Below are 15,852 nucleotides of genomic sequence, written 5' to 3' on the forward strand. Positions count from 1 at the left end.
ACCCACCCCGAAACCTCATCCCCCAAACAAACCACAAAAAACGGGAAAAAGGAGGTGTGGGGGGCGCCCCAAAAAAAAAAAGAGGGGGGCGCCCCCCCCCCCCCCCCCCCCCGATGCTCCCAGGCCCTTCCCGGCCGGTGTGGCAGAGATGACCCGTCACGACCTTCGGACCGACCGGAGGGAGACTGGCTGTCCCCGTCAGGCCGTTGTCTACTGGCCGTGCACGTCGTCCTGCCCTTACACCGGTAACCGCGGCCGGTTCGCGCCGCCCCGCCGACCCCCGCCCGCTGGACCTGGCCGCTGCGACATCGAAAACAGTCGCTCGGCCAGCGGACGAAGGGACGAAGCGAACAACAGCCGCTTCCCGTAGTAGGACTCAAAGACGGTACGTGGTGCACCCCCGGCCCTGTCAACCGCCAGCGGCCAAGTCGGCCCGATCAATTCGGCGTGTCGAACCCCGCGAGTCGCCGGTCACCGCGCCCCGAGCAGATGCCGGCGCAGCAGCGCGACCGCCGCCACCGGATGATCCGCGGCGAGCAACCCTGCGGCGGCCAGCACATACTGATCATCGACGACCGGTGTCGCCGCCCGGGGCAACGCCCACCCACCGCCGTGGTCGGCCAGCACCGCATCGAGCACCGCCACCGCCTCTCCGGCACCGGCGTGGCGAAGGACACCCCCCGACCCGATGATCAGACGGACGTCGCGCAGATCCCGGCCCCCGCCGTCACCGACCGCCGCCCCGCGCGCGTGCCGCCGCAACGCGACCGTCGCCGCCAACCCGGCGATCCGCCGATCCACCGCCCACGCCCCCGCGTCGACGGCCAGGAACCCCGGATCCGCGGCCCGGTCCGCCGCCGCCACCGCCAACGCCTCCCACTCACCCTCGGCCAGCATCCGCTCCGCCCGAGCCGCCGCCACCACCCCCGGAGCACTCCACCGCATACCGAGGTCACCCTCGACCGTCCGGGCCCGCCACAACATCCCCGCCGCCGCCCGCGCCGGCCCCGAACCCCGCTCGTCCGGTGTCAACACCGAATACACGTCCGTGGTCGCCCCACCCACGTCGACGACCACCAGATCACCGGGCAGCTGATCGGCGAGAACCTCCACCCCGGTCAGCACCGCCTCCGGGGTCGCCGCCCGCACCAACCGGGCGAACCGCGTACCCCGCGACAACCGCTTGCCGCCGATCACATGCCGCAGGAACACCTCCCGGATCGCCAACCGCGCCGACAACGGCGCCAACACCCCGATCCGGGGCAACACGTTCTCCGCCACCGTCACCGGCACCCCCCGACCGGCCAACACCCCCGCCACCTCCGACCGGACCTCCACGTTCCCGGCCACCACCACCGGCACCCGCCACCGGGCCGCCGCCAACCGGGCCGCGTTGTGCACCAGCACCTCGCCGTCACCGCCGTCGGTCCCGCCGACCAGCAGCACCACGTCCGGCCGCGCCGCCCGCAACCCGGCCAGCCCCGCCCGGTCCAGCCGACCCGCGCCGACATGCACCACCCGCGCCCCGGCCGACAACCCCACCTGATGCCCGGCCCGCGCCGTCACCAACTCCTCGTAACCGACCACCGCCAGGCGCAACCCGCCACCGGCCGACGAACACACGTACCACGGGGCGCCGGCCGCGTCCGGGACGTCCGCCGTCGCCCGCGCGACCGCCGCGTCGAGGCCGTGCAACACGTCGGAACCGACCGTCGTCGGCCCGGCCGCCGCCCCGACCAGGGCACCGGTGGCCAACTCCACCACCGCGACCTTCGTGAACGTCGACCCCACATCGGCGCAGACCGCGTACCCGCTCACAGCGGCCGGGGCACCGCGCCCGGCGCCCCACCCGGAGGCGGCGCCGGCACCACCACCGTCCCGGTCGCCGTCACCGCCACCACCGGGGGATCCAGCACCACCGCCGCCGACTCCCCCCACTCCGGCCGCCCCCGGCACACCACCCGGCACTCGAAGTCGATCGTCCGGCTCCGGGTACCGACCCGGGTCACCGTCGCCACCACCTCCAGCACGTCACCGGCGCGCACCGGCGCCCGGAACTGCACCGACGAGTACGACGCGAACAACCCCTCGTCGGAGTCGGTACGGATACACACCTCCGTCGCCACATCCCCGAACAACCCCAACGCGTACGCCCCGTCGACCAGCGCCCCGGCATAGTGCGCGTGCCCGTACGGCACATACCGCCGGTGGACCACCGTCAACCCGACCCGCTCGTCAGTCACCGACCCGACCCCTTCCCCGCACCGACCCGGACCGCCCGGTTGACCACCAGCTCGTGCACCAGGTAACTGGCCACCTCCCGCGGTGTCGTCCCCCGCCCGAAGATCCGATCCACCCCCAGCTCACCGGTCATCAACTCGTCGAACCGGGGCCCACCGACGATCAGCAACGGCCGCCGCCCCGCCGGCATCGCCTCCCGGAACGCCGCCGACATCTCCCGGGTGTTGTGCAGATGGGCGTCCCGCTGCGTCACCACCTGCGACACCAGCACCGCGTCCGCCCGCTCCACCCGCGCCGCCTCGACCAACTCCGGCACACTCACCTGCGCGCCCAGGTTCGTCACCTTCAACTCCCGGTAGTACTCCAGGCCCTTCTCACCCGCCACACCCTTGACGTTCAGGATCGCGTCGATCCCCACCGTGTGCGCGTCCGAGCCGATACACGCCCCCACCACCGACAACTTGCGCCGCAGCCGGGACTTCACCAACGCGTTGACCTCCTTCGCCGACAGCAACGGAAAGTCCCGCTCCACCACCCGTACGGCATCGGTGTCGACCAGATGGTTCACCCGCCCGTAGACGACGAAGAACGTGAACCCGTCACCCATCTGCTTCGCGTGCACCAGCATCGCCGGCTCCAGGCCCATCTTCCCGGCCAACTGCAACGCCGCACCCTCGGCCCGCTTGTCGTGCGCCAACGGCAACGTGAACGACACCTGCACCATGCCGTCACCGGTCGTGTCCCCGTACGGCCGCACCACCGGCCCGCTCACGCCGCCACCGCACCGGACTTGGCGGCAGCGGCGACCTGGTCGCGCTCCAGCAACTCCGTCGCCGGGTTGTAGTAACCCGCCGCGTGCGCCGCGACCCCGTCGAGGCCCTTACCCCGGTTCGCCGGACGCTTCATGATCCCGAACGTGCCCTCGGCGATCGCGTTCAACAACGTGTCGTCGGCGATCCGGGACAACAACCCCACCGCCTCGTCCAACACCCGCGCCGCCCGCTGCTGGATGAACCCACCCGGCGCCGGCACGAAATCCTCGTGCAACCCACCGGCGGCACCCAACACGTACCGCACGTTCTGCAACGCGATGTCCCGGTCGGACAACCACGGCGTCACCACCGCCTCGGTCATCATCCCGACCAGCAGGATCCCCTGCCCGGTCATCGCACCCACCAGGTTGAAGAACCCGTCCAACAGGTTGCCCCGGAACACGTCCCCGGTCATGTGCTTCGTCGGCGGCATCCACTTCAACGGCGCGTCCGGGAACAACTCCCGCGCCAGCAACGCGTGCGCCAACTCCAACCGGAACGACTCCGGCACATCCGGGTTGATCTCGAACGCGTGCCCCAACCCCAACTGCCAGTCGGCCAACCCCGCCTCGTGCGCGAAGAACTCGTTGAGCAACTGCGACACCGTCACCGTGTGCGCCTCGTCCACCGCATCCGCCGTGGTCAGGTAGTTGTCCTCACCGGTGTTGATGATGATCCCCGCCCGCGCGTGGACCTGCCGGGAGAACCGCTGGTCGACGAACGTACGGATCGGGTTGATGTCCCGGAACAGGATCCCGTACATCGAATCGTTCAACATCATGTCCAGCCGCTCCAGGCCGGCCAACGCCGCCATCTCCGGCATGCACAACCCAGACGCGTAATTCGTCAACCGCACATACCGGCCCAACTCCCGCGACGACTCGTCCAGCGCCGCCCGCATCAACCGGAAATTCTCCTGCGTCGCGTACGTACCCGCGAAACCCTCCCGGGTCGCCCCCTCCGGCACGTAGTCCAACAACGACTGCCCCGTCGACCGGATCACCGCGATCACGTCCGCACCCGCCCGCGCCGCCGCCTGCGCCTGCGGAATGTCCTCGTAGATGTCACCCGTCGCCACGATCAGATAGATCCACGGCCGCCGCACCGGATCCCCGTACCGCCGCACCAACCGCTCCCGCTCCACCCGCCGCCGGTCGACCAGGCGCAACCCCGCACCCGTCGCCCGCCGCGCCGCCGACCGGGCCGCCGTCGCCGCCCTCCCCGACGGCAACCCGAAACCCACCGACCCGGCCGCCGCCTTCTGCGCCAGCAACGTCAACCCCGCACCGACATCACCACCGGCCAGACCCTCCCGCGCCAACGCGTCGAACACCGGCAACGCCACCCCGTGCGCCAACCCGACCTCGGCGACCACCGCGTCGACCAACCGGTTCACCCACGGAATCCCATCCGGATCCGCACCCGTCACCCCGGCCAGCCGCAACACGGCCCGCTCCACCGACACCGTCGTGTGCCCACGGGCCAGATCCACCACCGGCTGCCCGGCCCGGCGCGCCAACTCCCGCGCCCGGGCCACCACCGCCGCGTCCAACGCGAGCTTGTCCGTCACGACGTTCCTTCCTCGAAACCCGCCGGGGCGGCTCAGTCGAGCGCCTCGTAGATCACCTGACCGCGCAGCACCGTACGCCGACACACCGGCAACGGCGTCGGATCATCCGGCCCCCGCAACTCCATCTCCGGGGCCACCAACACCGGCAAACCCCGGTCCACCCCGGCCGGCGCCGACCACACCGCGAACGTCGCCGGCGCACCCGGCGCCAACACCCCCTCGTCGTCGCGGAACACCGCCCGCCACCCGCCCCGGGTGTGCGCCGCGAACGCCGCCCGCGCACTCATCCGCTGCGCCGGGTTGAAATGCGCCACCGCCGCCCGCACCGAACCCCACGGATCCAACGGCGTCACCGGCGAATCCGACCCGAACGCCAACGTCACACCCACCCCGTGCATGGCACCCATCGGATTCGAATCCAACGACCGGGCCACCCCCAACCGCTGGGCGTACATCCGGTCCTCGCCACCCCACAACCGGTCGAACGCCGGCTGCATGCTCGCCACGATCCCGTACTCGACGAAACCGGCGATCAACCGCTTGCTCATGATCTCCGCGTGCTCCACCCGGTGCCGGGCCGCCCGCAACCGATCCACCCCCAACGTCCGCGCCGCCAACGCGAACCCGTCCAGCACCGTCGAGATCGCCGCGTCCCCGATCGCGTGGAACCCGCCCTGCATCCGGTGCACCGCACAGTCCAACAGGTGGTCGCGGACCTGCTCCGCCGACACGTACCCGTGCCCGCACGCGCCCTCACCACCATCGGCGTACGCCGACGACAGATGCGCCGTACGCGAACCCAACGCCCCGTCGGCGAACAGGTCCCCACCGGCACCGACCGCGCCCAGATCCCGCGCCCGCGCCGCCCCCGTCAACTCACCCCAGTAGCCGAACACCTCCGGGCAGGCGTCACCGGACAGCGCCAACACACCGGCGAAGTCCACCTCATCGGAGATGTCCGGACCGCCGCACTCGTGCACTGCGGCGATCCCCAACGACGCCGCCCGCGCCAACGCCGCCCGCTGCGCCGCCGCCCGCTGCTCCCGGGTCACCGACCCGAACGCCAACGCCCGCACCACATGGTGCGCGTCCCGCCGCAACCACCCCGACGCGTCGTATCCCGCCGCGGCCACCACCTCCGGCGCCGCCGCCAGCAAAGCCGACGAACACAACGCCGAATGGATCGACGCCTGCGACAGGTACACCCGCCGCCCGGACGCCGCCCGGTCCAACTCCACCGCCGACGGCGGCGACTGGTCGACCCAGTTCGACTCGTCCCAACCGTGCCCCAACACCACCGCGTCCGCCGGCAACCCCGCCGCGAACCCGGTCACCGCCGCCAGCAGCTGCGCCGCCGACCGGGCCGACGACAGATCCAACCCGGACAACGCCAACCCGGTATCCGTCGCGTGCACGTGCGCGTCGACGAACGCCGGTGTCACCAGCGCACCCGCCAGATCCATCACCACATCGGCGGACGGCGCGTCCGCGTCCGCACCGATCCAGACAATCCGGTCATCCCGGATCAACAACGCGGTCGCCCGAGGGTCACCGGGGCAGTAGAGGTGGCCGCCGCGGTACAGAGTCGAGGGGGAAGTCATGTGATCAGTCTGCCGCGATCCGGGCCTCGAACAACCCACGCACCCCGGCGTCGTCACGTACCAGATTCACCGCCAACTCCGCGTGCCCCGGCACGTACCCGTTCCCGACCAGCATCGTCACGTCGGCGGCCAACCCCTCCGCCCCCAACGCCGCCGCCGCGAAACTCGTCGCCATCGAGAAGAAGATCACCGTGCCACCGTCGGCCGTCGCCAGGATCGCCCCGTGCTCGCACCCCGGCACGTCCACGCAGACCACCGTGACGTCCGCCGGGCCACCCAGCGCCCCGGTCACCGCCGCCGCCAACGCCACCGGATCACGGGCGTCGGCCAACGCGACCTCCGTCGCCAGTCCGGCCGCGACCAGCCGGTCCCGCTCCGCCGCCACCGGCACCACCCCCACCGTACGACCGGCGCCCGCCCGCCGCGCCGCAGCCAACGCCAACGCCCCGCTCTTGCCCGCCCCGCCGAGCACCGCCACCGACGGCGACGCATACCCGGCCACCACCCGCGCGGTCAACGCCGGCGCCCCACACACGTCCAGTACGGCCAGCGCCAGCCGCGGATCGAGATCGTCCGGCAGCACCGCCACCACCGACCGGGCGAACAGCACCGCGAACCCGGCACACGGCACCTGCTCACCGCGCCCGTCCCAGTCGGCCAGCCCGTCGGTGACGACCAGTGGGGTCAGGGTCAGCGACACCAGGGTCGCCACCCGGTCTCCGGGGGACACCTTCAGCGGCGAGGACGGGCCGACCTCGTCCACCACACCGATCAGCATTCCACCCGAACCAGTGACCGGATTATGCATCTTGCCCCGATTGGCAATGATATCTAGCACCTCGGCCCGGACCGCCGCCCCGTCACCACCGTGCTTCTCCGACAACTGCCGGAAACTCGCCGCGTCCAGGTTCAACCGCTCCACCCGGATCCGCACCTCGTCCGCGCCCACCGGAGCACCCGGATCCAACCGCCACGCCGCCTGAGGCAACACCCCGACCGGTTCGAGCACACGGTGCAGCCCCACGGGTGAGGTCATCGGAACGCCCCCTTCAAGTCAGTCACGTTGCCAACAGAACGCGTTGCGGGAAAACTTACGGCAGAATAATTCCTCTACAGGATATTTTCCAGTAGCCTTCGGACCGTCACCGGTACCGCGCAGCCCGAGGAGGGTCCGTGACGCAGACACAACCAATAGAGGCCATCCCTGCGCCCCGACCGACCGACACCACGACACCCCACGCCACCCAGCCCTACGAATACCGCCGCCGACCCCTGGTCGAACCCGACTGGACCCGCTTCCCCGGCTGGCGCCACGTCACCCGCGAACAGTGGGAATCCGCCCAGTGGCAACGCGTCAACTGCGTCAAGAACGCCAAACAACTGCGCGCCCTGCTCGGCGACCTCGTCGATGACAGCTTCTACACCGACCTCGCCGCCGACCAGGCCACGCTCGCCACCATGTCGATGCTGGTCCCACCACAGATGATCAACACGATGGTGCCGGACGCCCCGATGACCACCGAGGCATTCCTCGCCGACCCGATCCGGCGCTACATGATCCCGGTCGCCTCCGACCGGCGCACCGACTGGCCGTCACACCCGTACGCGACCCGCGACTCACTCCACGAACACGACATGTGGGTCGCCGAAGGGCTCACCCACCGCTACCCCACCAAGGTCCTCGCCGAACTGCTCTCCACCTGCCCCCAGTACTGCGGGCACTGCACCCGGATGGACCTCGTCGGCAACTCCACCCCGACCGTCGACAAACTCAAACTCAGCCTCAAGCCGGTCGAGCGGTACGACGCGCACATCGACTACCTGCGCGCCCACCCCGGCGTACGCGACGTCGTGGTCTCCGGCGGCGACGTCGCCAACGTCCCCTGGCGCAACCTTGAGTCGTACCTGATGCGACTGCTCGAAATCGAGACGATCCGCGACATCCGGCTCGCCACCAAGGCGCTGATGGGACTACCCCAGCACTGGTTGCAGCCCGACGTCGTCGAGGGCCTGGAACGGGTCGCCCGCACCGCCGCCCGGCGCGGCGTCAACCTGGCCATCCACACCCACGTCAACCACGCCCAGTCGCTGACCCCACTGGTCGCCCGAGCCGCACAGACCGCACTGGAGGTCGGCGTACGCGACGTCCGCAACCAGGGCGTGCTGATGCGCGGGGTGAACGCCACCGCACCGGACCTGCTCGACCTCTGCTTCGCGCTCCAGGGCGAGGCCGGCATCCTGCCGTACTACTTCTACATGTGCGACATGATCCCCAACGCCGAGCACTGGCGGGTGCCGGTCTGGCAGGCCCAACAGCTCCAGCACGACATGATGGGCTACCTGCCGGGTTACGCCACCCCCCGGATCGTCTGCGACGTACCGTTCGTCGGCAAGCGCTGGGTGCACATGCTCACCGAGTACGACCGCGAGCGCGGCATCTCCTACTGGACCAAGAACTACCGGACCTCCATCGAGTCGGCCGACCTGACCGCTCTCGGCCGCCGGTACGCCTACTACGACCCGATCGACACGCTGCCCGAGTCGGGCCGGGCCTGGTGGTCCGCCCACGAGCCGAGCGACCTGGCCTGATCCGCCCGTACGCCCAGTGGGGCCACCGGTGTCACACCGGTGGCCCCACTGTCGTTCACGCGCTTACCTGTTGAACGATTCCTTCATGTTCTTGCCGGCGTCCTTGACGTTCTCGCCGGCCTGCTTGGTCTTGGAGCCGGCCTGCTGCCGCGAGCCCTCGGCCCGCATCTGCTCGTTGTCGGTCGCGTCGCCGAACTTCTCCTTGGCGGCGCCCGTCATCTGTTCGGCCTTCTGCTTGGCCTTATCGGTGAGGCTCATCTCGACTCCTCGTGACTAGTCCGGTGTTCGGCCTTCTGTTGAGTCCCCGGTCGGGCGTCGGTGAAAACCTTGGTGGTTCCGTTGGATCGGGCGCACATCCCGTACAGCATCCTAGGAAGCTAGACATGTTGGACGTGCTTAACTAGCCGGGTGACAGAGATCGTTCTCATCCGGCACGGCGAGACCGAATGGAGTGCCGCGCACCGGCACACCTCGTACACCGACCTGGCGCTGAGCCCCGACGGCGAGCGCGAGGCCCGCGCCGCCCGCGACCAACTCGCCGGCCGGACCTTCGCCGCCGTCATCTCCAGCCCCCGGACCCGGGCGCTGCGCACCGCCGAACTCGCCGGCCTGACCGTCACCTCCGTCGACGACGACCTCGCCGAGTGGAACTACGGCAGCTACGAGGGCCGCACCACCAAGGACATCCAGCGGGAACGCCCGGACTGGAACCTGTGGACCGACGGCTGCCCGGAAGGCGAATCCCCCGACCAGGTCGGCGCCCGCCTCGACCGGATCCTGGACCGGGCCGCCGCGCTGCTCACCGACGGCGACGTCGCCCTGGTCGCCCACGGACACAGCCTCCGGGTGGCCGGCGCCCGCTGGATCGGCCTACCCGCCAGCGGCGGCGGCCTGCTCCGGCTGGACACCGCCACCATCTCCGCCCTCGGTCACGAGCACGGACGCCGGGTGATCCAACGCTGGAACACCGGCGGCGCGGCCGGCGTGCCGGTCACTGCGGAGCGCGGCTGACCCTCGGCGGACGACTCTCGTAGGGGGTGGAGAGGACCACCGTCGTCCGGGTGGTCACGCTCGCCGAGGTGCGGATCTCCTGCAGCACCCGCTCCAGATCCGCCGGACCGGCCACCCGCACCAGCAGCAGGTAGTTGTCGTCCCCCGCCACCGAATAGCAGGACTCGATCTCCGGCAGGTGGGCCAACCGCTCCGGCGCGTCGTCCGGCTGCGAGGGGTCGAACGGGCGGACCGCCACGAAGGCCGTCAGCGGCAACTCCAGCGCGTCGAACGACACCCGCGCGGTGTAACCGGTGACGACACCGCGCTGCTCCAGCCGGCGTACCCGCTGGTGCACCGCGGACACCGACAGCCCCACCTTCTCGGCCAGGTCGGTGTACGACAAGCGGCCGTCGGCGGTCAGCGCGGCGATGATGGCACGGTCGACTTCCTCCACGGCGAAGAACCTACCGGCAAACACCCTCATCCGACGAAGCCGATCCCACGGACGCGCCGCCGGGCGACCCGCGTTCTCGCCGGGAGGGCCGCCGGTCACCGCGCGGGTTGACCATGCTCGGCGCCCGTCAGCCGCCAGGTCCCCCGCCGGACGGCCTGTTGCTCCGGGTCGGCGATCGGCGCCGCGGCCAGGAGCCGCCGGGTGTACGGATGGACCGGTGCGTGCAGTACGTCGGCCGTCGTCCCCTGTTCGACCACCCGGCCGCGATGCATCACGGCGACCCGGTGGGCCAGCTGCCGCACCACGGCAAGGTCGTGGCTGATGAACAGGCAGGCGAAGCCGAACCGGCTCTGCAACGATCGGAACAGTTCCAGGATCCGGGCCTGCACCGAGACGTCCAGGGCGCTGGTGGGTTCGTCGGCGATCAGCAGGGCCGGATCGAGGGCGATGGCGCGGGCGATCGCTACTCGCTGGCGCTGGCCGCCGGACATCTCGAAGGGGTAGCGGTCGCGCATCGCCGTTGCCAGTTGCACCGCTTCGAGCAGTTCGTCCACCCGTCGCCGCAGCTGGGCCGGGGTGAGGTCGCAGTGCAGCAGGAGCGGTTCGGCGATGCTGTCGGCGATGGTCCGCCTCGGGTTCAGCGAGGACGCCGGATCCTGGAACACGAACCCGGTGCCGGATCGGACAGCACGCAGCGACCGGGCGTTGCGCCACGGACGGCGGGCGATCCGGCCGAGGTCCGTACCACCGACCAGGACGGTGCCGGCGGCCACCGGGACCAGACCGGCCAGCACCCGACCGATGGTCGACTTGCCGGAGCCGGACTCACCGACCAGGCCCAGCACCTCCGCCCGGTCGACCCGCAGGGACACCCGGTCCACGGCACGCACCCGGCCGCCGCCGCGACGTCCCGGATACTCGACGACGACGTCACGCAACCGGACCACACCCGGCCGTGACGCGTCGTCGTCAGCGGGCGCACGTCGATCCGTCACAGCGGCACCGTCGGCCGGCGGCGATTCGGCCACCGTGGTCGCGGCGTCCGGCAGCCGCAGTTCGGCGAGGGCGGGCACCGCCCGCAGCAGCGACCGCGTGTACGCGTGCACCGGTGCGGTGAACAGCCGCGACACCGGGGCGTGCTCCACCAGCCGGCCCCGGCTCAGTACCGCCGCTTCGTCGGCGATGTCGGCGACCACCCCCATGTCGTGGGTGATCAGCAGGATCGACATCTCGATCCGGTCGCGCAGGTCACGGAGCAGTTCGAGAATGCCCGCCTGGACGGTCACGTCGAGTGCGGTGGTCGGCTCGTCGGCGATCAGCAGCATCGGGTCCGAACTGATCGCCATGGCGATCATCGCCCGCTGCAACTGCCCGCCGGACAGTTCGTGCGGGTACGACCCCGCCACCCGGACCGGGGCGTCCAGTCCGACGATGTCGAGCAGTTCCCGGATGCGTCGGGTGACCGCCACGCGGCCGAGCCGGCGGTGGGCGCGGATCGCCTCGCCGATCTGGTCGCCGATGGTGAAGACCGGGTTCAGCGCGGTCATCGGCTCCTGGAAGACGGTGCCGATCCGCCCACCGCGCAGTTCGCGCAGCCGGTCCGGTGCGGCACCCAACAGTTGCTCACCGTCGAGCCGGATGCTGCCACTGACCCTGGCGTTGTGGGGCAGCAGTCCCAGCGTGGACAGGGCGATGACGCTCTTTCCCGAACCGGACTCGCCGACGAGGGCCAGGACGTGCCCGCGGCGCAGCTCGAAAGCCACGCCACGGGTCGCCTCGTGCGACTCGCCATCCACGTCGAACGAGATGGAGAGGTCTTCCACCGCCAGCAGCGGCGAGATGGTGGAAGCGGTCATCCCTGCTTCAGCGATACCTTCAGGTAGTTCGGGTACGCCGGGAACGCCGCGACGAAGAAGTTCTGCACGTTCGAACCGTGCAGGAACGAGTTCTTCGTGTAGATCAGCGGTACGACCGGCGAGTCCTGCAGGATGCGCTTGTCCGCCTGCGCCCAGAGCGCCTGCGCCCTGGTCGGGTCGGTCTCGGTGGTGGCCTGCTCGATCAGCGCGTCCACCTCGGGCTGCGAGAACCGGGAGATGTTGTAGCCCCCGCCGCCGATCTCGCTGCTGCTGAAGAGCGGCTGGATGTTGCCGTTCGCGCTGGGGAAGTCCGGTTGCCAGCTACTGATCGTCAGGTCGAAATCGCCCCTGTCCCCGGTGACCTCGTCGATCACCGCGGTCGAGTCCGCCGGCTTGATGGTCACGGTGATCCCGGCCCGTTGCAGGCCCTGCTGGATGGCCTGCGCCTGGGCCAGGCTCACCTGATCGTTCCTGGACAGCAGGACGAGAGCCAGGGTGGCCTGGCCGGCCTCGGCCAGCAACTGCTTGGCCTTGGTGACGTCGCCCGACGGATCAGCCGGATAGAGGTCGTACGCCACGCGTCCGGCGATGCCCGGAGTGATCAGCGTGGTGGCCAGGTCCCCGCCGGTCGCACCGCCCGAGGCGATCTGGAACGCCTTCTTGTCCACGGCGTACCCGATGGCCTGCCGCACCTTGACGTCCTTCAGCGGGCCGCGCTGATTGTTGATCGCCAGGTAGGCGAGGGCGCCCGCGTCCGAGGTGACCAGACGCTGCTTCGCCGCCGCGTTCTGCTGGATCTGCACCAGTTGGGCCGGCGGGACGAACCCGGTGCCGAAGGCGTTGCGGTCATCGCCGGAGTCGGCGATCAGACGCTGGGCGGCAACCGTGGCCTCCTGGCCGAGTTGGAAGACGATCTGGTCGGGGCCGGCGGTGCGTACCTGGTCGGTCCTGGGGTCCCAGTTCGGGTTGCGCTTCAGCTTCACCGAGCTGCCCTGCTGGTAGGACTCGACCTGGTACGGACCGGAGGCGACCGGCTTCTGGCTGTACGTCTTCGGGTCGTCCTTCGCCTTCGGCACCGGGGTGAACGCCGGCATCGACGCGATCCACGGCCAGTCGCCGTACGCCGCCTTGAGCCGGAACACGACGGTCCTGGCGTCCGGGGTCTCGACGGAGGCGAGGCCGGCGCCGGCGTACGGGCCCTTGTAGTCGGCACCGCCGACCAGCAGGCCCTTGTGGTAGCCGAGGCCGCCGGAGAGTTCGGGCGCGAACGAACGCTCGACGCCGTACTTGACGTCGGCCGAGGTGATGGGGCTGCCGTCGGAGTAGACGAGTCCGTCCTTGAGCGTGTAGGTCCAGGTCTTGCCGCCGTCGCTGCTGCGCCCGGTGTCCGTGGCCAGATCCGGAACGACCACCGCCGGCTTGCCCGGTTGGACGTCCCAGGTGGTGAGCCGGCGCAGCACCAGGCCGAGCGTGGTGATGGCCAGGTTCTGACTCTTGGCCGGGTCGAAGTTGACGTCGGTGGAGGCGCTCAGGATGTTCAGCGTGCCGCCCCGTGTGGTGCCGGTCGACGAACCGCCGCCGGCCGGCTCCTCGTCCGGGTTCGCGTTGCAGCCCGCCAGGACGAGTAGCGTGGTCAGCGCCAGGGCGCCGAGAGCTCGGGGTCGTCTCATCAGGGATTCCTTTCCTTCTGGGGCACGCTGCCGGGCCCGTGTCGATCGGGGTAGCGCGGATGCGCCCCGACTGCCGTCGCGCCCACGTCGTCGGGCACCCGGCTCACTCGCGGGCGCTACCGCGACACCCTCGGGTCGAGAGCGCCGTAGGCCAGGTCCACGAGGAAGTTGGCGACGATCACCAGGAACGCGGAGAAGAGCGTCACGCCGACGATCAGGGGCAGGTCGACGGTGCCGACCGCGTCCAGCAGCAACGCGCCCAGGCCCGGCATGCTGAACACCCGTTCGCTGATCACGGCACCACCGAGCAGGGTGCCGAGGTCGAGACCGAAGACGGTGACGACCGGGATGAGGACGTTGCGCAGCCCGTGGCGACCGATCACCCGACGCTCCCGCAGCCCCTTGGCCCTGGCGGTGCGGATGTAGTCCTCGCCGAGCACCTCCAACATCTCTCCCCGGGTCAGCCGGGCGTAGACCGCGGCGGAGAGCAGGGCGAGCACGGACCACGGGAGGACCAGGTGCCAGGCCCATCCGACCGGGTCCTCGGTCAACGGCACGTACCCGCCGACCGGCACCATGTCGAGGGTGAAGCCGAAGAGCAGGATGCCCAGCAGCGCCACGAGGTAGCTCGGGGCGGAGACCCCGACGGTGGACAGCAGCATCGCCGTCCGGTCGACCATCGTGCCGCGTCGGATCGCGGCGAGCACCCCGGCGCCGACGCCGACGACCAGCCAGAGCAACGCCGCGCCGAGGGCGATGGAGAAGGTGACCGGCGCGCGTGCCACGATCAGCTGGGTGACCGGTTCGTTCAGCCGGAACGAGTAGCCGAAGCAGGGGGCGGCGCACTCGACCGCGGCCAGCCCCGAGCCGAAGTGCCGGCCGGCGACGATGCCACCGAGGAAGTCCGCGTACTGCTGGATCCAGGGCTTGTCGTATCCCATGAACGCGCTCGCCTCGGCGAGCCGTTGCGGAGTGCAGGGGCGGCCGCAGGACAGCAGCGCGGGGTCGGCCGGTAGCAGGTAGAAGACCGCGTACGTCAGCACGCTGATCACCAACAGCGTGCCGACCATGCCGAGCAGGCGCAGCGCGACGTACCGGAGTGTTCTCATCGGCGGGGCCCCCGGATGCGCGGGTCCAGTGCGTCGCGCAGGCCGTCGCCGAACAGGTTGAAGGCGAGCGTGGCGAGGAAGAGCGCCGCACCGGGAAAGACCAGGAACATCGGGTCGGTCTGCACCCAGGCGATGGCGTCGCCGATCGTCCGGCCCCAGGCCGGGGTCGGTGGCGGCACACCGACGCCGAGGAAGGACAGGGCCGCCTCCGCGCCGATCATGCCCGGGACCGTCATGGTGGCGTAGACGATGATGGTCGACCAGAGGTTCGGCAGGTACTGGTGCCGGAGCAGGTGGGCGGGGCCCGCGCCGAGCGCGGTGGCGGCGATGACGAACGTCCGACGCTTCAGGACGAGGGTCTGGCCCCGGATGACCCGGGCGATCGACGGCCAGCCGAACAGTCCGATGACCAGGATGACGAGGAGTTGCTTGGGGAACCGGGCGGGGGCGATCGCCCCGAGCGCGATGACGAAGACCAGCCAGGGAAAACCGAGGAGGACGTCGATGAGGCGGCTCGCCACCCGGTCGTACCAGCCACCGAAGTAGCCGGCGGTGATCCCGACGAGCACCCCGATCAGCACCGAGAGGGCGGTCGCGCCGAAGCCGACCAGGAACGACGTCCGGGCGCCGTGCACCACGATGGCGAAGAGGTCGCGCCCGGTCATCGGCTCCACACCGAACCAGTGCTCGGCGCTGATCCCTCCGCCGAAGCCGAGTGGCTCCCCCGCTTCGGAGACCGCGCCCAGGTCGTACGTGTAGGGGTCGTGGCCCGAGATCGCGGTGAGCAACGGCGCGGCGAGGGCAACCACCAGAAAGAGGAGGATGACGACCCCACCGGCTATCGCCCAGCGGTCGGTGGTCAGCCGACGCAGCGGGTGCCGCGCGGTCCGCGTCAGCGGAGAATCGGGCGGGGCTGGCGGGATGTCGACGGACACATTGCCCTCTTCGAGTGATGGA

General features: G+C 70.6%; 14 protein-coding genes. 2 read left to right on the forward strand and 12 right to left on the reverse strand.

Going from position 1 to position 15,852, the window contains the following annotated elements; translation table 11 throughout:
- Positions 1 to 471 precede the first annotated feature (471 nt).
- The 6 genes from ACZ6QQ_RS22495 to kdd are packed head-to-tail and all read right to left on the reverse strand — an operon-like array spanning position 472 to position 7,260.
- Positions 472 to 1,818, reverse strand: coding sequence for a glutamate mutase L (locus tag ACZ6QQ_RS22495; RefSeq protein ID WP_465878747.1), 1,347 nt, complete (start codon positions 1,816 to 1,818; stop codon positions 472 to 474).
- On the reverse strand, positions 1,815 to 2,243 hold the full coding sequence (gene kal, locus ACZ6QQ_RS22500) for a 3-aminobutyryl-CoA ammonia lyase (RefSeq protein ID WP_465878748.1): 429 nt from the start codon (positions 2,241 to 2,243) through the stop codon (positions 1,815 to 1,817). Before kal ends, ACZ6QQ_RS22495 begins: the two co-directional genes overlap by 4 nt.
- A complete protein-coding gene (kamE, locus tag ACZ6QQ_RS22505; RefSeq protein ID WP_465878749.1) occupies positions 2,240 to 3,013 on the reverse strand; it encodes a lysine 5,6-aminomutase subunit beta in 774 nt (257 codons plus the stop codon). Before kamE ends, kal begins: the two co-directional genes overlap by 4 nt.
- Positions 3,010 to 4,623, reverse strand: a complete 1,614-nt coding sequence (gene kamD / locus ACZ6QQ_RS22510) for a lysine 5,6-aminomutase subunit alpha (RefSeq protein WP_465878751.1) — start codon at positions 4,621 to 4,623, stop codon at positions 3,010 to 3,012. Before kamD ends, kamE begins: the two co-directional genes overlap by 4 nt.
- Positions 4,624 to 4,655: 32 nt before the next feature.
- Positions 4,656 to 6,224: an amidohydrolase gene (locus tag ACZ6QQ_RS22515; RefSeq protein WP_465878754.1), complete on the reverse strand. Its 1,569-nt coding sequence runs from the start codon at positions 6,222 to 6,224 to the stop codon at positions 4,656 to 4,658.
- 4 nt (positions 6,225 to 6,228) lie between these two features.
- Positions 6,229 to 7,260: an L-erythro-3,5-diaminohexanoate dehydrogenase gene (gene kdd / locus ACZ6QQ_RS22520; RefSeq protein ID WP_465878755.1), complete on the reverse strand. Its 1,032-nt coding sequence runs from the start codon at positions 7,258 to 7,260 to the stop codon at positions 6,229 to 6,231.
- 137 nt (positions 7,261 to 7,397) lie between these two features.
- Between kdd and ACZ6QQ_RS22525 the strand changes: the two genes are divergently transcribed.
- The gene (locus ACZ6QQ_RS22525) at positions 7,398 to 8,813 is read left to right on the forward strand and encodes a KamA family radical SAM protein (RefSeq protein ID WP_465878757.1); all 1,416 of its coding nucleotides are present in this window, start codon (positions 7,398 to 7,400) and stop codon (positions 8,811 to 8,813) included.
- Between the two features lie 63 nt (positions 8,814 to 8,876).
- Here ACZ6QQ_RS22525 and ACZ6QQ_RS22530 read toward each other — a convergent pair whose 3' ends face one another.
- Positions 8,877 to 9,071, reverse strand: coding sequence for a CsbD family protein (locus tag ACZ6QQ_RS22530; protein ID WP_465878758.1), 195 nt, complete (start codon positions 9,069 to 9,071; stop codon positions 8,877 to 8,879).
- Between the two features lie 150 nt (positions 9,072 to 9,221).
- On the opposite strand from ACZ6QQ_RS22530, the gene ACZ6QQ_RS22535 reads away from it, so the two are divergent.
- On the forward strand, positions 9,222 to 9,824 hold the full coding sequence (locus ACZ6QQ_RS22535; protein ID WP_465878760.1) for a histidine phosphatase family protein: 603 nt from the start codon (positions 9,222 to 9,224) through the stop codon (positions 9,822 to 9,824).
- Here ACZ6QQ_RS22535 and ACZ6QQ_RS22540 read toward each other — a convergent pair.
- From ACZ6QQ_RS22540 to ACZ6QQ_RS22560, 5 genes are all read right to left on the reverse strand, one after another.
- Complete coding sequence (locus ACZ6QQ_RS22540; RefSeq protein ID WP_465878762.1) at positions 9,805 to 10,260, reverse strand: Lrp/AsnC family transcriptional regulator; 456 nt, start codon at positions 10,258 to 10,260, stop codon at positions 9,805 to 9,807. The two genes, ACZ6QQ_RS22535 and ACZ6QQ_RS22540, sit on opposite strands and share 20 nt — an antisense overlap.
- 95 nt (positions 10,261 to 10,355) lie before the next feature.
- Positions 10,356 to 12,116: a dipeptide ABC transporter ATP-binding protein gene (locus tag ACZ6QQ_RS22545; protein ID WP_465878763.1), complete on the reverse strand. Its 1,761-nt coding sequence runs from the start codon at positions 12,114 to 12,116 to the stop codon at positions 10,356 to 10,358.
- Positions 12,113 to 13,786: an ABC transporter substrate-binding protein gene (locus ACZ6QQ_RS22550; protein ID WP_465878764.1), complete on the reverse strand. Its 1,674-nt coding sequence runs from the start codon at positions 13,784 to 13,786 to the stop codon at positions 12,113 to 12,115. The genes ACZ6QQ_RS22545 and ACZ6QQ_RS22550 overlap by 4 nt, the downstream gene beginning before the upstream one ends.
- 116 nt (positions 13,787 to 13,902) lie before the next feature.
- Complete coding sequence (locus ACZ6QQ_RS22555) at positions 13,903 to 14,895, reverse strand: ABC transporter permease (protein WP_465878765.1); 993 nt, start codon at positions 14,893 to 14,895, stop codon at positions 13,903 to 13,905.
- On the reverse strand, positions 14,892 to 15,830 hold the full coding sequence (locus ACZ6QQ_RS22560; protein WP_465878766.1) for an ABC transporter permease: 939 nt from the start codon (positions 15,828 to 15,830) through the stop codon (positions 14,892 to 14,894). The genes ACZ6QQ_RS22555 and ACZ6QQ_RS22560 overlap by 4 nt, the downstream gene beginning before the upstream one ends.
- Between the last annotated feature and the right edge of the window lie 22 nt (positions 15,831 to 15,852).

It is taken from the genome of Micromonospora sp. NPDC049529 (genome assembly GCF_055586685.1).